Genomic DNA, 15,686 nt, shown 5'->3' on the forward strand with positions numbered 1-15,686 from the left:
CTAGGATGCGGTTGCAGCCGAGAGCGGGGCGGGGGCGACCCCGCTCCACTCCGGCAGCGTTGTCCAGCCGGCGATGCGCCACTCGTCGCCGCGTCGCTCGAAGTCGTAGAGCACGCGGCTGCTGTGGAGCAGGACCTCGCCGGGGCGCGCGATGCCGCCGACGAGCTCGGCGCCGGCGGCGAGCGCGGTCGCGATGAGCACGCAGGCCTCCGAACGCGCCACGCCGTCGCCGATCTCGACGAGGTGGTTGAACACGTGGTGCACCTTGGCGACGCTGCCCTGGTCCGAGCCCGCGTGGGCGAGGACGCCGGCGATGTCGTGCCAGCAGGCGCCCTGGGCGAGCGCCACGTCGCCGATGTCGATCCCGGTCACGAGCCGCAGCGCCGCGTCGTGGATCGCCTCGCGGTCGAGCGCCGCGCCGACCGGGTCTCTCGTGGTGGCCGGAGCGAGCGCCTCCCGGTAGGACGGGTCCTGCTGGTCACGCGTCGGCCGCTGAGCGGTGGCAGGCGCGTGGGCGGTCCGCAGGCCGTCGATCGTCGTGAACGACTCGCCGAGCAGCTCGCGCGACACGAGCTTCCAGCCGTCCTCGCGTCGTTCCAGCCGATCCGCGTAGCGGATGCCCGAGAGCGTCAGCTCGCCGGCCGGCGCGCCGTCGGGTCGCGGCATGAACGCGTGCTGCTCACCCTCGTTGAGCATGACTGCGCCGAGCAGATAGGACTCGACGTAGGCGACGTCGCCGTCCTGCTCGATGTGGTGGTTGGCGATGAGGTGCTGGGTCACCGCCCGCGCTGCTGCGAGGCCGTGTGAGCCTGCCCAGAACGCCTCGGCCGGGATCACGTTTGGGCCCATCAGGAACTGGAGATCGGCCGACGTCGCGGCGAGGATCTCCTCGTCGAGGCGGTCCGTCCCGCGCATGTAGCGCAGCAGCGCGTCGCGGATCGCGTCGCGATCGGCGAGCGCCGCGGGGTCGAAGGAGGTCGCGGGTGCGACCGCCGGATGGTCGTAGGTCGCGTCGTCGCGGTCCCGGGTGCCGCGGTTACGCATCACCGCGAGGTACGGGGCCGTGAAGGCGCCGTCGCCCGAGGCCTCCCAGACCCGGGAGACCTCACGCGCGCTGATGCGCCACTCGCCCGCGCGACGGTCGAGCCGGTCGACGACCCGATCCCCGGAGAGCGCGACCACGGGCTGCTCGCCGGCGGGGACGGTGATCGTCAGCAGGTAGGCCTCCGACGTCGCGGTGGCTCCGTCCAGCTCGATGCGGTCGTTGGTGACGAAGCGCTGGCGCGAGACGACCGCGTCGCCGTCGGCGTCGAGCGGCACCAGGGCCGGGTCCTGCAGCGCCGAGGCCAGCAGGCCCGCGTCCGCGCGATCGAGGCCGCGGATCGACCGCAGCACGCAGTGGCGGATCGCCTCGCGGTCGAGACGATCCTGCAGCGCGTTCTGCTGGCTCATTCGGTGTCGAAGAACGGCGTCTCGTCGTCGCTGGCGACGCGGATGTCGAAGCGGTATCCGCCATCGACGGGCTCGGCCGTGACGCCGGCGCGCTGGGTCTCGTCGAGCTGGGCGAAGACAGGATCGCCCGCGTTGGCCTCGGTCTCGTCGCCGAAGTACAGCCGCGTGAATGCGGGGCGGATCTGGCTGACGATCAACATCAGGATGCTGATGTGCGGCGCCTGCCCGTCCACGGCAGCGGGCTTGACCGTGACCAGCTCGAAGCCGCCCTCGAGGTCGGTGACCAGACGGCCGCGGCCATCGGGCTGGAAGGTCTCGAGCATCGTGTAGCCGATGCCCTTGCCCTCGCCGTCGAGGACGCGGCCGGTGATGCGGATCGTGTTCGCGGTGCCCGGGTCGACGACGTTCGGCTGCGCCGGAAGGGCAAGCGTGTAGTACGGCCCGATGACCGTGCGCGGGGTGTGGATGGTGGTCGGCATCGTGTTCTAGTCCTCGTCGAGCGGGGTCGGGTTCGCGCCGCCGAGCACGATGTCGTAGCGGTAGGCGATGGCCTTCTCGGGGACGGTGCGCTCCCAGTCCAGCGAGCTGATGTTGAGGTCGCGGGCCTTCTCATCGCGGACTGCGAGGTACACCGGGTCGAGCGCCAGGAGCGGGTCGCCCGGGAAGTACATCTGCGTGATCAGACGGTCGGTGATGCCGCGACCGGTCAGCGAGAAGTGGATGTGGCGCGCGCGCCACGAACGCGGGTCCGTCCACCAGGGGTAGGCGCCGGGCATGATCGAGGTGAAGGTGTAGCGGCCCTCGTCGTCGGTGACCGTGCGGCCCGCGCCCGTGAAGTTGGGGTCCTTCGGGCTGGGGTACTGGTCGGCTTCGTGCACGTACTTGCCCGCCGAGTTGGCCTGCCAGATCTCGATCAACGTGTTGCGGACGGGCTTGCCGATGCTGTCCGTCACGCGCCCCGTGATGACGATGCGCTCGCCGAGCGGCGACCCGGAGTGATGGGCGGTGAGGTCGTTGTCGTGCTCGCCGACGCGGTTGCTGCCGTACACCGGCGCGGCCTCGTCGAGGAGGCGCTCCGGGATGATGACCAGGGGCTTCTTGGGCGTCCAGAGCGCGGTCGACATGTAGTCGGGCTCCTCGAACGCGTCAGGCATCGTGTTGTGCCAGGGTTCGGTGTGCATCGGCCGGGTATATCTGCGGCCCGCAGCGGTCGCGGTGACAACAGTCACCACGACCGCGCGCGCTACACGACGCTTCCGAGGAAGTCGAGCAGAAGCCCGTTGAAGCGCGAAGGTCGCTCCCACGGCGCGGAGTGGCCGGCGTCGGCGATCTCGGCCATCCGCGCCCCGGGGATGTGCCGCGCGACCTCCCGGACGGCCGGCGCCGGGAGGATCAGGTCCGCGCCGCCGCCGACGAGCAGCACCGGCATCGCGAGCTGCCCGAGGCGCTCCCAGGTGATGTCGTTCCGGAGATCCTGGGCGACCATGGAGGCGCCGTCGTAGGCCAGCGCGTGGAGGCGGTTCCACTCGGCCACACCCTCGGGGTCCTCGGCGCGGTAGCTGGGGCCCAGCTCGAGGAAGTCGTGCGGGAGGTCCATGAACCCGGGGAAGGACAAGGAGCGCACGCGCGCCTGCCACTCCGGCTCGGAGATGCCCATCAGGCTGGAGACGATCGTCAGGCTGCGCACGCGCTCCGGTCGAGAGAGCGCGAAGTCGGTGGCGAAGTAGCCGCCGCCGGCCGCGGCCACGGCATGGAACGGCTCCAGCTCGAGCGCGCGGGTCAGCGCGCCGAGGTCGTCGGCTCCGCAGCCAGGGGCGTCGGGCGTCAGCGGCGAGGATCGGTGGTGGCCGCGCCGCGAGTACGCGACCACCCGGTAGCCCGCGGCGATCAGCGGATCACGTTGTTGGGGCCAGCTGAGCGCCGAGCCGGTGCCGGCGTGCAGGAGGACCACCGGCGGCCCGTCGCCGCCGGTGTCCCAGTACCAGAGGTGGCCCTCGGGGAGCTCGACCGTTCCCTCGCGTGGCTCAGGCATGTGAGGGCGCCGCGCTCGGGCGGGAGAGCCCGAGGTTCTCGCGCAGCGTCGCCCCCTCGTAGTTGGAGCGGAACAGCCCGCGTCGCTGCAGCTCGGGCACGACGAGCTCGGCGAAGTAGGTCAACGACGGCTCGGGGTCGGCGATCCGGACGACGAAGCCGTCGGCCGCGCCCGCTTCCTGCCACTCCTGCATGAAGTCGGCCAGGGACTGCGGCGTGCCGGCGTGGAACAGCCCGACGGTCCGCGCGAAGTGCTGGACCAGCTGGCGGATGCTGAGATCCTCCTCGTGGGCGCGCTGCAGGAGCACGGCCTGGACGGTCTGGCCGCCGGCGGTCTTCTCGGGCTCCGGCACCGGGCCGTCGAGCGGGTGCTGCGAGAGGTCGACGGCGAGGAAGCGCGAGAGATCCGGGAGGAGCCGGTCGATGTCGACCAGGCCGTCCAGCTGAGCGAGCCGGGCGTCGACCTCGTCCCGCGTGCGGCCGAGCAGGATCGTCAGATCGGGCAGGTACTTGACCTGCTCCGGGTCCCGGCCGTTGCCTGCGGCCATCTCCTTCAACGTGGTCCGGAACTCGCGAGCGGCGGCGATCGTCAGCGGCATGCCGAAGACGACGTCGCCGACGCGCGCCGCGAGGGCCTTGCCCGGGCCGGACGCGCCGGCCTGCGCGATGACGGGGTGGCCCTGTGGCGGCCGCGCGACGTTCAGGGGGCCGCGGGAGCTGACGAACTCGCCGCGCAGGCCGAGCACGTGGACCTTGTCCGGGTCGTAGAACCGGTTGCCCTCACGGTCGAGGACGAACGCGTCGTCGTCGAACGAGTCCCAGAGCCCGCGGACGGCGTCGACGAACTCCTCCGCGCGCTCGTAGCGCGTGTCGTGCGGCACGGGCTCGAGGCCGAAGTTCGGGGCGTCGTCGACCGCGCCGCCCGCCACGACGTTCCAGGCCAGCCGGCCGCCGCTGAGGTGGTCGGCGGTCGCCAGCCGGCGCGCGACGTGGTACGGGTGGTCGTAGGTCGTCGCCGAGGTGATCAGCAGGCCGATCTGCTCGGTGTGCTGCGAGAGCGCCGAGATCATCGTGGACGGCTCGAGCGTGAGGTGCTCGGGCATCGTGCTGGCGATCGTCATGTCCTCGCCGCCGACGATCGCGACGCGATCGGCGATGAAGTACATGTGGAGCTTCGCGCGCTCGCAGATCTGCGCCCAGCGCCGGTGCGTGGCGAACAGCTGGGCCGGGTCGATCGGTGTCTCTGGCAGTCGCCACGCCGCGCGGTGGGTGCCGCCCCAGCTCGGGAAGTAGGCGAGGATCAGCCGGCGGTCGCTCATTCGTAGACCTCTGGGGCCTGGCGAAGGGTCGTCCACTGCGGTCCGTCGTGGCCGTGGATGAGGGTCGCGCCGGTCTGCGCGGCGATGTCGCGGACGCGCTGGGCGCTGGCCACGGCGTCGTCGACGTTCGTCCCCGTGTTGGGGATCTCGTCCTCCATCTTGATCGCGTCGACCGCGAGCAGGATCGGCCCGCTGCGAGGCAGGTCGACCAGGAGCGAGAAGTGCCCGGGCGTGTGGCCGGGGGTCGAGAGCAGCTTGATGCCGGGACGCAGCTCCTGGTCCTCCTGCTCGATCAGCGTGTAGTCGCGCTCGGGCCAGGCGTCGTAGTAGCCGGGGTTCGTCGGCGCCGGGACGTCGAGCTCACGCTCGACGCGGCTGAGCAGGATCGGGACCGACTCCGGGATGAAGTCGATCCCGCCGAGGTGGTCGAGGTCGCTGTGGGTGAGCAGGAGCAGGTCGATGTCGTCGACCGTCAGCCCGATGAGCGCCAGCTGGCCCGGCACCGTGTGCTCCGGCCCGAACTCGAGCGGCCGGACGAAGTTCGCCATGCCGTCGCGCTCCAGCGCGGCGTTGATGTCCTCGCCCCAATAGCCGGGCAGGCCGGTGTCGACGAGGATGTTCTCGCCCTCGTCGGTCTGGATGAGATAGCCGCGCATCGAACGCGATCGGGGGTCAGGCCCCGCGAGCGGCTCGAGCAGGCCGAAGTGCAGGAAGTAGAGCTTCACGCGCTCGAGGGTCACAACACGCGCCGCGGGTCGCAGCGACCTAAGTCACGGCCATTGCGCGGCATGACTTTGGTCACTGTTCTCGTGCCGCGCTGCCCGAAGACTCCGTCACCGCTCGAACTCACGCCTCAATCGGTGAAGGAAGTAGGAATGTTCAGGATCACAGGCCCAGCGCTCCGCGTCCCCGGAGCGTTGCTCGCGACCGCGGTGGCGCTGGCCGCCGCCGGCTGCGGCGACAAGTCGGACAACGCCTCGGGCTCGGGTGGCGGGTCGTCGTCGCCGACGACGACCGCGGCGGCCAAGCCCGCCGGCACGCCGTTCAAGGTCATGGTCGACTCGGTCACCGGCAGCCCGATCGCGTCGTTCCCTGGCGTCTACGGCGCGGCCAAGGCGGCCGCCAAGGCCGTCAACGACGGCGGCGGCGTCAACGGCCACCCGATCGAGATCGTCACCTGCAACAACCAGCTGACGCCCAACGGCGCGGCGGCCTGCGGTCGCAAGGCGGTCAGCGAGAAGGTCGCCGCCTACGCCGGCTTCGAGGCGCAGGGGCCGCAGATCTACCCGCTGCTGAAGAAGGCCGGGATCCCGTCGGTCAACATGGTGCAGTCGCCTGCTGACGCCGCGGCGCCGCTGCACTACCCCATCTCCTCGGCGGGCGTGTCGGAGGAGATCGGCCTCGCCTTCGCGGCCGCGAAGGCCGGGGCGAAGACGGCTGCCCTGGTCCTCCTGCAGTTCCCGGGGTACGAGGCGATCGTCGATGAGGTCAAGGCCGGCGCCGCGGCCGCGGGCGTGAACCTGTCGAAGGTGATCTCGATCCCCGCGACGCAGAACACCTACGACAGCGTCGTTGCCAACGCCAAGGGCGCGAAGACCGACGCCGTGCTGCTCTCGCTCGGGCCGGCGCAGACGCTGAGCATGCTCAAGGCGGCGCAGGCCGTGGCGTTTCGCCCGAAGTGGGTGACCTACGCGGGCGCCCTCCAGCCCGAGCAGGTCAAGCAGCTCGGCCAGATGACGCCCGACCTCCAGCTCACCAGCGGCGTGCCGCCGGCCGACGCCTCCTCGTTCGCCGGCATCAAGACGATGAACGCCGAGCTCGACGCCGCAGGCAAGGCGGGCGTCTCGGACACCGGCGCGGGGGACCGCAGCGAAGGCGCGATCGACACCTGGCTGCAGATCCACGCGCTCGCCGACGTCGCCAAGGGCATCAAGGGCGACATCACCGCGGCGAGCCTTCTGAGGGCCATCCAGGCGAGCGCGCCGATCAAGTTGTACGACATCACCACCTGGGACCCCGCGAGCCAGGGGCCCAAGCCGTACCCGTCGCTGCGCGACGGCGGCGCCGTCTACTTCGGCCCGGTCAAGGACGGCACGTTCCAGCCGGCGGCCGAGCCGCTGAAGGTGTTCGACGCGCTGAAGCTCCAGTAGGACCCTGGAGGTCACGATCCCGGCGCGGCCCGGCTGCCGCCCCGGGCCGTGACCAGGGTCGCTGACAGCGAGCGCCGAAGCGGCGAGCCTGCGCGCCCATGGCCCGCATCAGCTCCATTCAGGACGGCCTCGACGTGTCGAACCCGGACGTCACGACGCCCGCGGAGATCGCCGCGTTCCACGCCGAGTACGAGCGTACCAAGAAGGGTCGCCTGGACTCGTTCGAGTTCTGGATCGAGTTCCGCCCGGACGTCCTCAAGCGCCACAAGGCACGGTCGCGCCACTTCTTCGGCGACGAGGCGGTCGGCTTCCCCCTCCCGGTCCAGCTGCTGGCCATCCACCAGTACGCGATCGAGGCGTTCCACGGCGGGATCGGCTACGAGATCCGCCTTGCGCGCAGCAACGGCGCGCAGCGCACCGACATCCTCGACGCGCTGTCGGTCGCGTTCATCCACTCCGGGCACGCCGGCATGTACGCCGCGCGCTCCGCGGCGGCGCAGGCCCTACGCGACTACGAGGACCCGCCGCTCTGCGATCGCTTCCCGCCGGGCTGGGAGGTGGATCCGCGTGCGTTCGACTCCGGCATGGACTACGCGCGACGCGACGCGACCCCCAAGGACATGGCGGCGTTGATGGGGTGGTACGAGCGCACGCTGGGCGAGGTGCCGCGATCGGCGCAGCTGCTCGCGCGACACCGTCCGGGCCTGCTCAAGGCCTACCGGAACCGCTACGAGCACGCGATCCGCGACACGCTGCCCAAGCAGATGCTGCCCTACCTGCTCATCAACCACAACGTGGTCCGCGGCCACGCCGATGGCATCCGCGAGCATGTCCTCCTCGGGCGCGCGATGGGGTTGACGACCGAGCAGATGCTCGACGCCGTCGGGCTGGCGGTGCTGTTCGCGGGGATCGAGGTCCTCGGGCTGGTCGAGGAGGTTGCCGGGGACCTGCTCGACCTGTAGGCGTCGCTGGAACCCTGGTCACTGAGGACCGGATCCTCACGGCGCAGAGTGGCAGGCGATGCCGGACTCCACTTCCTCCATCTCGGTCTACTCGGTCGGCGACGTCTTCGCCGACGTCGAAGACGGGCGCGCGGCGTTTCGCCCGCTGGAGCCGCTGCTCGCCGGTGGCGACGTCGTCTTCGGCAACTGCGAGGGGGTCTACTGCGATCGACCCGCGAAGTCGCCGAGCCACAAGCACTACATGGGGACGACGCGGGAGCGCGGCTCGTTCTTCGGCGACGTCGGCTTCGACGTCATGTCGCTGGCCAACAACCACATGATCGACGGCGGCTACGTCGGCCTGCAGGACACGGCCGACCTGCTGCGCTCACAAGGGATCGCGACGACCGGCGCGGGGGAGGACCTGGCCGCCGCGCTCGCGCCGGCGATCCTGGAGCGCGACGGCACACGCGTCGCCTTCCTCGGGGTCTGCAGCGTCTACCCCAAGGGCTACGAGGCGCGCCCCAAGCGCCCGGGCATCGCGCCGCTGCGCGTCATGACCTCGTACCTGGACCCCGACGAGAACTTCTGGGAGCCCGGCATCGACCCGGCGGTGCTGACGAGCGTCGTCACCTCGGACCTCGAGGCGGTCCGCGCGGCGGTCGTGGCCGCGCGCGAGCTGGCCGACGTGGTCGTGATCGCTCCGCATTGGGGCTACTCGAGCCGGCTGGAGCTGCTGCACGACTATGAGCTGGAGCTGGCGCGCGCGATGGTCGACGCCGGGGCCGACGCCGTCCTCTGCTGCCACCACCACGCGGTGCGCCCGATCGAGTTCCACGCCGGCCGGCCGATCTTCTACGGGCTCGGCGCGCTCGTGCACCACTTCCAGGGCACGGCGCTGACGCCGGAGATGCGCGCCGATCGCGATCGCCGGTACGGCCGGTACTCGTCGTTCACCATGCCGGCGGTCGAGTTCCCGTTGTGGCCGTTCGCGGAGGACTCGCGCAAGACCATGGTGTCGGTCCTCGACGTCGGCCAGGACGGCCGGATCGAGGTGGGGTTCTTCCCGGCGCACATGGAGGTCGACGGCTCGACCGTGCCGCTCACGCCGGAGGACACGCGAGCCGAGGCGGTCGCTGCCTACGTCGAGCGCATCTCCCAGGAGGCCGGGTTCGGCACCGGGTTCGAGCTGGCCCAGCGCGACGGCTGGGCGTACGTCAGGGTCCTCGACACGACAAGAGGGAGCGCAGCATGAGCCTCGTCAGCACGCCGGTGGTCGACGCCAACCCGCCGTACTTCTTCCCCGACTACGTCATCACGACCAAGCGCAGCCCGCGCCGGCGCCTGGTGGAGCTGCCGCACGGCTGGTTCCACACCATGCCCGGCCCGGTGTTCGGGCAGATCGCGGTCCGAGCCACCGACAACGACCTGACGATCCAGCACCCGGGCGCGCCCCAGGGGCAGCGGATCCACCTCACCGGCCGGGTGCTCGACAGCGACGGCCGCGGCGTGCCCAACACGCTGATCGAGATCTGGCAGGCCAACGCGGCCGGGCGCTACGTCGATCCCGCCGACCCGGGCTTCATGCCATTGGACCCCAACTTCACGGGCGCCGGGCGGTGCATCACCGACAACGACGGCAACTACCGGTTCGTCACGATCCGGCCCGCGGCCTACGCCGGTCCGAAGGGCACGATGTTCCGCCCGTCCCACATCCACTTCTCGCTGTTCGGTCGGGGTCTGAGCGAGCGCCTCATCACCCAGTGCTACTTCGACGGCGACCCGCTGATCGACCACGACCCCATCATCAACGCGGTCCCGGACCCGGACGGCCGACGCCGGCTGGTCGCCACGTTCGACCACGAGACGACACCGCTGACCTCGGGCGGCGACACCTCGGCGTTGGCCTACACCTGGGACATCGTCCTCCGTGGCCGGGGCGTCACCCCGATGGAAGGCTGAGATCGATGGGCTACTCAGGACAATCCCCCTCGCAGACCATCGGGCCGATGTACGGCTTCGCCCTCCAGCAGGAGGGCATGGAGCGCTCGGTCGCCGACGACGATCCCGCCGCCCTGCGGATCGAAGGCGTCGTGCTGGACGGCGCCGGCGAGCCGCTGTGCTACCCGGATGCGCTCGTCGAGGTCTGGCACGGCGACCAGTTCACGCGCGCGCGGACGGACCCGTTCGGCGCGTGGCACGTCGTCGTTCGCAAGCCCGCCGATCCGGGCGCCCTGCCCGACGGCCGCACGCTCGCTCCGTACCTGCACGTGACGGTGTGGGCCCGCGGCCTGATGAAGCAGGCCGAGACGCGCCTGTACTTCCCCGACGAGCAGGTGGCCAACGCGCTGGACCCGGTGCTCGCGCTGGTGGAGGAGGGCCGGCGGGACCTGCTGGTGGCTCGCCGCCAGGACGACGGCAGCCTGCGGTTCGACATCCACCTTCAGGGCGAGCGCGAGATGGTGTTCTTCGGCTTCTGACGCCGCGGCGGCGGCTCAGCTCACGGTCAGCACGGCGTTGCCGCGGACCTCTCCGCCGAGGAACCGCACGATGACCTCACCGGTCGCCGACCAGTCCTCGACGACCCCGATCTCCGGGTGCAGGCGACCGGTCGCGACGAGCCGCACCAGAGCCGCGAGGTCGTCGGCGTCGGTGGCGGTCGCGTCGGGCCAGTACGAGAAGCGGCGGATGGTCGGGTTGACGCCCGCGCCGACGCGCGAGAAGAAGTCGAGGCCGGCCGGCTCGCCGCCGGCCTGGCCCATCCACACGATGAGCCCGTCGTCGGCCACCAGCTGGTAGGCGCGCTCCAGCGTGGCGCCGCCGACGGTCTCGACGATCACGTCGTAGGTGCCCGCGGCGTCCTGCGCCGCGGCGATCACCCGCTCGGCCCCGAGGGCGAGCAGCCGGTCCGGGACACGGCGCGTGACCGCGGTGATCCGCGCCCCGACCCCCGCGGCCAGCTCGGTGAAGAGGTGCCCCACGCCACCGCCCGCGCCGGTGATCAGGACGCGACCGCCGACGAGGCGACTGCCGATGGCGCGCACCAGCCGCAAGGCCGTCAACCCGGCCATCGGCAACGCCGCCGCCTGGGTGAGCTCGACCCCGTCGGGCAGCACCGCGAGCTGGTCGGCCGGCACGCAGACCCGCTGCGCCCAGGAGCCGGCGAGCACGTGCCCGACCACTCGGGCGCCGGGCTGCAGCCGGTCGCCGGCGGGCGACAGGACCCGTCCGGCGACGTCCTGGCCGGGCCGATCCCCGCGGCGTCGCCGGCGGAGCAGGCGCAGCACCTCGCCACGGTTGAGCGAGTAGCCGTCGACAGCGACGAGGACCTCGCCGGGAGCGGGCCGCGGGTCGTCGACCCGGGACAGGACGACCGGTCGCTCCGGGCGGCCGGTCGAGGTGAAGGCGTACATGTCGGGCGAAGCCTGCACGCTCGGCGGGGCCAGGCAAGTGACCAGGGTCGCTGTGCGCGCGGCCACGGCACGACAGCGTTGCGCGCCATGAGCGCTGTCCGCGGCCTGCACCACTTCGCCCTCACCGTGGGCGATGTCGACGATGAGATCACCTTCCACGAGCGCGTGCTCGGCCTGACCGTCGTGCGGCGAACGCCGATCGACGCGCGCGGCCGGGCGGCCGAGGTGCTGGAGCTCGGGACGTCGGCCGGTGAGTCGGGCTTCCTGCACAGCATCTGCCTGGGATCCGTCGGCCCCGTCGGCCGTCTCGGCAGCAACGGCCCGCGGTCGGCCAACCTCGCGGTCCCGCCCGGCTCGCTCGGGTTCTGGCGGACGCGCCTGTTCGACGCCCACATCGCTGCCGAGCACGTGACGCGGCTTGGCACCGAGCGCCTCGAGCTCACCCATCCCGCGGGCGTGCTGCTGTCGCTCGTCGAGGCCGACGACCCACGACCGGCCGGAAACGGCGCGATCGGTCCGGACCACGCGATCCGCGGGCTGCACAGCGTCACGCTCTCGCTGATGGACGTGCGCGAGACCCACGATTTCCTCGTCGGGGTGCTCGACGCCGACCACGACCTGCAGGACCTCGCCTGGGGGCGCTACCGGCTCGGCGAGGACCCCGGCGCGACGATCGAGCTCCTGCACGAGCCCTACCGGGCGCCCGGCACCTGGACGTTCGCCGTGGGCACGCCGCACCACGTCGCGTTCGACGCCGGAACGATCGTAGATCGCGAGCGGTTGTGCGCGCGCTTGCGTCAGGCCGGCTACGCGGACGTCTCACCGGAGGTCGCCGATGGCGACAGCACCTCGGTGTGGGTGCGGACGCCGGGCGGGACGCTCGTCGACCTCTGCTGCTCGGTCAGGTGAGGACGCCGAGCGCTCGTCCAGGACCCCGAGAGCTGCCCGGTGGCGTGGAGGGCTGTCTCACCTCTCCCGCGGCCCCTCCGCGTCACCGGCGACGGGTCCACCGGGTCCGCGCTCATGATCCAGGTCACTGCCGGTGCCGTTCGTCTGGCCTAGCGTGACGCCGCCTTCCCCTCGACCACGGAGACCACATGGCATCGGTTCTGCGCCGCGGGCACGTCCCGCACCCGCCCTCGGGCATGAGCGAGTTCCTCGACGAGGTGTACACCGTCAAGGGCTTCTACGGCCCTTGGGCGTCGCTCTACCGCCGTCGCAACACCGCGCACCCGGTCGCGGTCTCCGACCCGGCGCTGCTGTTCCAGGGGCTCGCGCTCGGCGCGCTCGCACCCAGCGACGCGACCGATCCGGCCGGTGAGCCGCTGACGCTGATGGAGGGCCCTGACGCCGCCATCAAGATCTCGGGCCGCACGCTGGCGCCGCCGTTCGCGGAGCGTCATGTCGAGCGCCACCAGATCCGCTTCTACCACCAGGGCGAGTACCGGCTGGAGACGGAGTTCGGCCCGTTCGACGTCGGGCCGGGCGACTTCGTCGTGATCCCGGCCGGGATCATCTACCGCGAGACGCCGGTCACCGAGGGCGCGCCCGGCACGATCCTGATCTTCGAAATGGACCAGCCCGTCCACCTCGCCGAGGAGCTCTGGGACAAGGTCGGCTTCGCGGGCTTCTACCGCGAGTACTCGCAGATGGAGCTGCCCGAGCCGCCCGATCGCGGCGTCGGCGAGCCCACGCGTGTGCGGCTGCGCTACGACGAGCGGTGGCACTGGTTCGACTACGACTTCGACCCGTGCTCCGACGTCGTCGGCTGGCTCGGCGACCCGGTCGTCTACAAGCTCAACGTCTGGGACATGCCGGCGATCGGGACGGCCGACGGCTTCCTGACGCCGCCGTCCAACGCGGTGCTCTGGGGCGAGGACTACAACTGGTTCTTCAATGTCCTCGGGCCGCCGGCGTTCCCCTCGTCGCCGCCGCCGAAGGGGAGCATGGGCGCCCCGGCGCACCTCAACGACTACGACGAGGTCTGGTTCCAACACGCCTCGGAGTTCATGCCGGAGAGCGCGGGTGACCTGTGGTCGCTGCCGCGGACGGTGCCGCACCCCGGGCTCAAGCGCGAGGTCGCGTTCCCGCCGAACCCGCCGCGTCGCATCAACGAGATGAAGCTCAACTTCGACACCAAGTCGAAGCTCTACTGGACTGACGCGGCCAAGGCGGCGTGGTTCCCGGACCCGCACGTGCAGCTCTACACCAGCCTCTACGGCACGCACGTCGGGATGGTCCCCGACGAGGCCAAGGCGGTGCGCAAGCACTGATGTCGATGGTCAACGTCGCCACGATGCTCAGCCGCACCGCGCGGCTGCATCCGGATCGTCCGGCTCTGCGCTACGGCGAGCGGCGCATGACGTACGCGGAGCTGGACGGCGCGGTAGCTCGGTTCGCGTCCGGCCTGCGGACCACCGGCCTCGAGCCCGGCGACCGGGTCGCGGTCTTCGCGAAGAACTGCCCGGAGTGCGTGATCGCCATGTACGGCGCGTTCGCCGCCGGGATGACGATCGTGCCGGTCAACGCCAAGCTCGCCGCTCCCGAGCTCGCCGTCATTCTGGAAGACAGCGGCGCGCGGGCCCTCGTCCACGATCACGCCTCGGCCGCGCTGGTCGATGCGGCGGGCACGCCCGGGCTCGACCTCGTGCTGGAGACCGGCGCGGCCTTCGACGCCTTCCTGGCCGGTGGGGACGCCGGCCAGGCGCCGGCCGAGGTCACCGACGACGCCGTGGCATGGTTGTTCTACACGTCGGGCACGACCGGGCGGCCGAAGGGCGCCGAGCTGACGCATCGCAACCTCACCGCGATGACCTGGCTGGAGCTGGCCGACGTCTGCGACTTCCACGCCGACGACGTCGTCCTGCACGTCGCGCCGCTCTCCCACGGCGGCGGCCTGTATCTGCTCGGCGCGATCGCCCGCGGCGCCGAGAACCTGATCTACGACCGGTCCTCGTTCGACGCTGTCGACGTGATGCGGCTGATCGAGCGCGAGGCGGTGACCGTGATCGCGTTCCTGGCGCCGACCATGATCGTGATGCTGCTCGACGCCGACGACGAGGCCGGCGCGGACACCTCGTCCCTGCGCCGCGCGGTGTACGGCGGCGCCCCGATCCACCTCGAGCACGCCCGCCGCATGGTCCAGCGCTTCGGCCCGGCCTTCGTGCAGATCTACGGCCAGGGCGAGTCGCCGATGACCATCACCTACCTCGACACGGCCGCCCCTGGCACGGACGAGCCGGACCTGCTGATCGCGGCCGGCGTCGCGCACGCGGGCGTCGAGGTCGCGGTGCTCGACGCCGACGACCGTCCGCTGCCCGTCGGCGCCGAAGGTGAGGTGTGCGTGCGCGGAGACACCGTGATGCGCGGCTACCGCAACAACCCCGAGGCCACGGCGGCAGCGCTGCGTGGCGGGTGGCTGCACACCGGCGACATCGGCCGGTTCGACGATCGCGGCCGGCTGTTCCTGCTCGATCGCAGCAAGGACACCATCATCTCTGGCGGCACGAACATCTACCCGCGCGAGGTGGAGGAGGTCCTGGTCCAGCATGACGCCGTCGACGAGGTCGTGGTCTTCGGCGAGCCGGACGAGCTGTGGGGCGAGAGCGTCGTCGCCGCGGTCGTGTCCCCGGCGGGCGACCGCCCCAGCGAGGACGAGCTGATCGCGCTGTGCCGCAGCCGGCTGGCGAGCTTCAAGAAGCCCAAGCGCATCGTCTTCGTCGACGCGCTGCCCAAGAACGCCTACGGCAAGATCCTGCGTCGCGAGGTCCGTGACCAGCTCACCGGCGGGGAAGGCGCAGGGACGTGACGGGCGGGGCGCGGGTCCCGCTGGTCGCGCTCGACGATCCCGACTCGGCCGTTCAGCGGGTCTTCGCGACGTTCGCCGCGGAAGGCCGCGAGCCGATCGCGCTCTATCGCGTGCTGGCCAACGCTCCGTGGTTGTTGGAGGCCTACAGCGGCCTGGCTCGCGCGCTGCGCTACGAGGCCACGCTCCCGCGCGCGTTGCGCGAGCTGGTGATCCTGCGCAACGCGCAGTTGACCGGCTCGGACTATGAGTGGTCGCACCACCGCGCCCTCGCCGAGAAGGCCGGCGTTCCCGACGAGAAGGTCGCCGAGCTCGAACGCTGGCGCGACAGCGACCGCTTCGGCGCGAACGAGCGCGTCGCGCTGGACTGCGCCGAGAAGGTGCACCGCCTCGGTCTCGACGACGCCACCTTCGCGGCGGTCCGCGCCGAGCTCGGTGAGCCCGGCGCGGTCGAGTTGATCTTCCTCTGCGGGTTCTACGAGCTGGTCGGCCGGGTCCTGCAGGGCCTCGCCGTCGCCGTCGAACCGGCCTACGAGCCCTACCTCAAGCTTCGCCCGACCGCCTGAGCCCGTTGG

General features: G+C 71.5%; 16 protein-coding genes. 9 read left to right on the forward strand and 7 right to left on the reverse strand.

Translation table 11 applies throughout. The features are described from left to right. From VFG42_RS19555 to VFG42_RS19580, 6 genes are all read right to left on the reverse strand, one after another. Positions 1–1,452, reverse strand: a complete 1,452-nt coding sequence (locus tag VFG42_RS19555) for a nuclear transport factor 2 family protein (protein ID WP_324910467.1) — start codon at positions 1,450–1,452, stop codon at positions 1–3. Beyond that, positions 1,449–1,931 carry a hypothetical protein gene (locus tag VFG42_RS19560; RefSeq protein WP_324910468.1) on the reverse strand — a complete coding sequence of 161 codons (483 nt, stop codon included), beginning with the start codon at positions 1,929–1,931 and terminating at the stop codon, positions 1,449–1,451. Before VFG42_RS19560 ends, VFG42_RS19555 begins: the two co-directional genes overlap by 4 nt. A gap of 6 nt (positions 1,932–1,937) precedes the next feature. Beyond that, positions 1,938–2,606, reverse strand: coding sequence for a protocatechuate 3,4-dioxygenase subunit beta (pcaH, locus tag VFG42_RS19565; RefSeq protein ID WP_324910469.1), 669 nt, complete (start codon positions 2,604–2,606; stop codon positions 1,938–1,940). Between the two features lie 89 nt (positions 2,607–2,695). After that, positions 2,696–3,484, reverse strand: coding sequence for an alpha/beta fold hydrolase (locus VFG42_RS19570; RefSeq protein WP_324910470.1), 789 nt, complete (start codon positions 3,482–3,484; stop codon positions 2,696–2,698). Further along, on the reverse strand, positions 3,477–4,802 hold the full coding sequence (locus VFG42_RS19575) for an NtaA/DmoA family FMN-dependent monooxygenase (RefSeq protein ID WP_324910471.1): 1,326 nt from the start codon (positions 4,800–4,802) through the stop codon (positions 3,477–3,479). Before VFG42_RS19575 ends, VFG42_RS19570 begins: the two co-directional genes overlap by 8 nt. Next, a complete protein-coding gene (locus VFG42_RS19580) occupies positions 4,799–5,527 on the reverse strand; it encodes an N-acyl homoserine lactonase family protein (protein WP_324910472.1) in 729 nt (242 codons plus the stop codon). The genes VFG42_RS19575 and VFG42_RS19580 overlap by 4 nt, the downstream gene beginning before the upstream one ends. A 192-nt stretch (positions 5,528–5,719) precedes the next feature. Between VFG42_RS19580 and VFG42_RS19585 the strand changes: the two genes are divergently transcribed. The 5 genes from VFG42_RS19585 to VFG42_RS19605 all read left to right on the forward strand — a co-directional run bounded on the left by VFG42_RS19585 (position 5,720) and on the right by VFG42_RS19605 (position 10,373). Further along, positions 5,720–6,952 carry an ABC transporter substrate-binding protein gene (locus tag VFG42_RS19585; protein WP_324910473.1) on the forward strand — a complete coding sequence of 411 codons (1,233 nt, stop codon included), beginning with the start codon at positions 5,720–5,722 and terminating at the stop codon, positions 6,950–6,952. Between the two features lie 98 nt (positions 6,953–7,050). Continuing rightward, positions 7,051–7,914, forward strand: a complete 864-nt coding sequence (locus tag VFG42_RS19590; protein ID WP_324910474.1) for a hypothetical protein — start codon at positions 7,051–7,053, stop codon at positions 7,912–7,914. Positions 7,915–7,972: 58 nt separating this feature from the next. Further along, the gene (locus VFG42_RS19595; RefSeq protein ID WP_324910475.1) at positions 7,973–9,148 is read left to right on the forward strand and encodes a CapA family protein; all 1,176 of its coding nucleotides are present in this window, start codon (positions 7,973–7,975) and stop codon (positions 9,146–9,148) included. After that, entirely contained in the window at positions 9,145–9,855 is a 711-nt protein-coding gene (locus VFG42_RS19600) for a protocatechuate 3,4-dioxygenase subunit beta (protein WP_324910476.1), read from the forward strand. Before VFG42_RS19595 ends, VFG42_RS19600 begins: the two co-directional genes overlap by 4 nt. A 47-nt stretch (positions 9,856–9,902) precedes the next feature. Beyond that, positions 9,903–10,373 carry a hypothetical protein gene (locus tag VFG42_RS19605; protein ID WP_324910477.1) on the forward strand — a complete coding sequence of 157 codons (471 nt, stop codon included), beginning with the start codon at positions 9,903–9,905 and terminating at the stop codon, positions 10,371–10,373. 15 nt (positions 10,374–10,388) lie between these two features. Here the strand turns inward: VFG42_RS19605 and VFG42_RS19610 are convergent, their stop codons facing one another. Then, a complete protein-coding gene (locus VFG42_RS19610) occupies positions 10,389–11,306 on the reverse strand; it encodes a zinc-binding dehydrogenase (RefSeq protein ID WP_324910478.1) in 918 nt (305 codons plus the stop codon). A gap of 87 nt (positions 11,307–11,393) precedes the next feature. On the opposite strand from VFG42_RS19610, the gene VFG42_RS19615 reads away from it, so the two are divergent. The 4 genes from VFG42_RS19615 to VFG42_RS19630 all read left to right on the forward strand — a co-directional run bounded on the left by VFG42_RS19615 (position 11,394) and on the right by VFG42_RS19630 (position 15,677). Continuing rightward, complete coding sequence (locus VFG42_RS19615) at positions 11,394–12,215, forward strand: VOC family protein (RefSeq protein ID WP_324910479.1); 822 nt, start codon at positions 11,394–11,396, stop codon at positions 12,213–12,215. 188 nt (positions 12,216–12,403) lie between these two features. Next, positions 12,404–13,579: a homogentisate 1,2-dioxygenase gene (locus tag VFG42_RS19620; protein WP_324910480.1), complete on the forward strand. Its 1,176-nt coding sequence runs from the start codon at positions 12,404–12,406 to the stop codon at positions 13,577–13,579. Further along, positions 13,579–15,114, forward strand: a complete 1,536-nt coding sequence (locus tag VFG42_RS19625; protein WP_324910481.1) for a long-chain fatty acid--CoA ligase — start codon at positions 13,579–13,581, stop codon at positions 15,112–15,114. Before VFG42_RS19620 ends, VFG42_RS19625 begins: the two co-directional genes overlap by 1 nt. After that, positions 15,111–15,677: a carboxymuconolactone decarboxylase family protein gene (locus tag VFG42_RS19630; RefSeq protein ID WP_324910482.1), complete on the forward strand. Its 567-nt coding sequence runs from the start codon at positions 15,111–15,113 to the stop codon at positions 15,675–15,677. Before VFG42_RS19625 ends, VFG42_RS19630 begins: the two co-directional genes overlap by 4 nt. Positions 15,678–15,686: the final 9 nt, after the last annotated feature.

Source organism: Baekduia sp. (assembly GCF_035685985.1).
Taxonomy (GTDB): Bacteria; Actinomycetota; Thermoleophilia; order Solirubrobacterales; family Solirubrobacteraceae; genus Baekduia.

Bases quoted from the DNA above. Each gene is read 5' to 3' on its own strand.
- VFG42_RS19555 (WP_324910467.1), bottom strand. From the start codon at position 1,452: ATGAGCCAGCAGAACGCGCTGCAGGATCGTCTCGACCGCGAGGCGATC.
- VFG42_RS19560 (WP_324910468.1), bottom strand. From the start codon at position 1,931: ATGCCGACCACCATCCACACCCCGCGCACGGTCATCGGGCCGTACTAC.
- pcaH (WP_324910469.1), bottom strand. From the start codon at position 2,606: ATGCCTGACGCGTTCGAGGAGCCCGACTACATGTCGACCGCGCTCTGG.
- VFG42_RS19570 (WP_324910470.1), bottom strand. From the start codon at position 3,484: ATGCCTGAGCCACGCGAGGGAACGGTCGAGCTCCCCGAGGGCCACCTC.
- VFG42_RS19575 (WP_324910471.1), bottom strand. From the start codon at position 4,802: ATGAGCGACCGCCGGCTGATCCTCGCCTACTTCCCGAGCTGGGGCGGC.
- VFG42_RS19590 (WP_324910474.1), top strand. From the start codon at position 7,051: ATGGCCCGCATCAGCTCCATTCAGGACGGCCTCGACGTGTCGAACCCG.
- VFG42_RS19595 (WP_324910475.1), top strand. From the start codon at position 7,973: ATGCCGGACTCCACTTCCTCCATCTCGGTCTACTCGGTCGGCGACGTC.
- VFG42_RS19600 (WP_324910476.1), top strand. From the start codon at position 9,145: ATGAGCCTCGTCAGCACGCCGGTGGTCGACGCCAACCCGCCGTACTTC.
- VFG42_RS19605 (WP_324910477.1), top strand. From the start codon at position 9,903: ATGTACGGCTTCGCCCTCCAGCAGGAGGGCATGGAGCGCTCGGTCGCC.
- VFG42_RS19610 (WP_324910478.1), bottom strand. From the start codon at position 11,306: ATGTACGCCTTCACCTCGACCGGCCGCCCGGAGCGACCGGTCGTCCTG.
- VFG42_RS19615 (WP_324910479.1), top strand. From the start codon at position 11,394: ATGAGCGCTGTCCGCGGCCTGCACCACTTCGCCCTCACCGTGGGCGAT.
- VFG42_RS19620 (WP_324910480.1), top strand. From the start codon at position 12,404: ATGGCATCGGTTCTGCGCCGCGGGCACGTCCCGCACCCGCCCTCGGGC.
- VFG42_RS19625 (WP_324910481.1), top strand. From the start codon at position 13,579: ATGTCGATGGTCAACGTCGCCACGATGCTCAGCCGCACCGCGCGGCTG.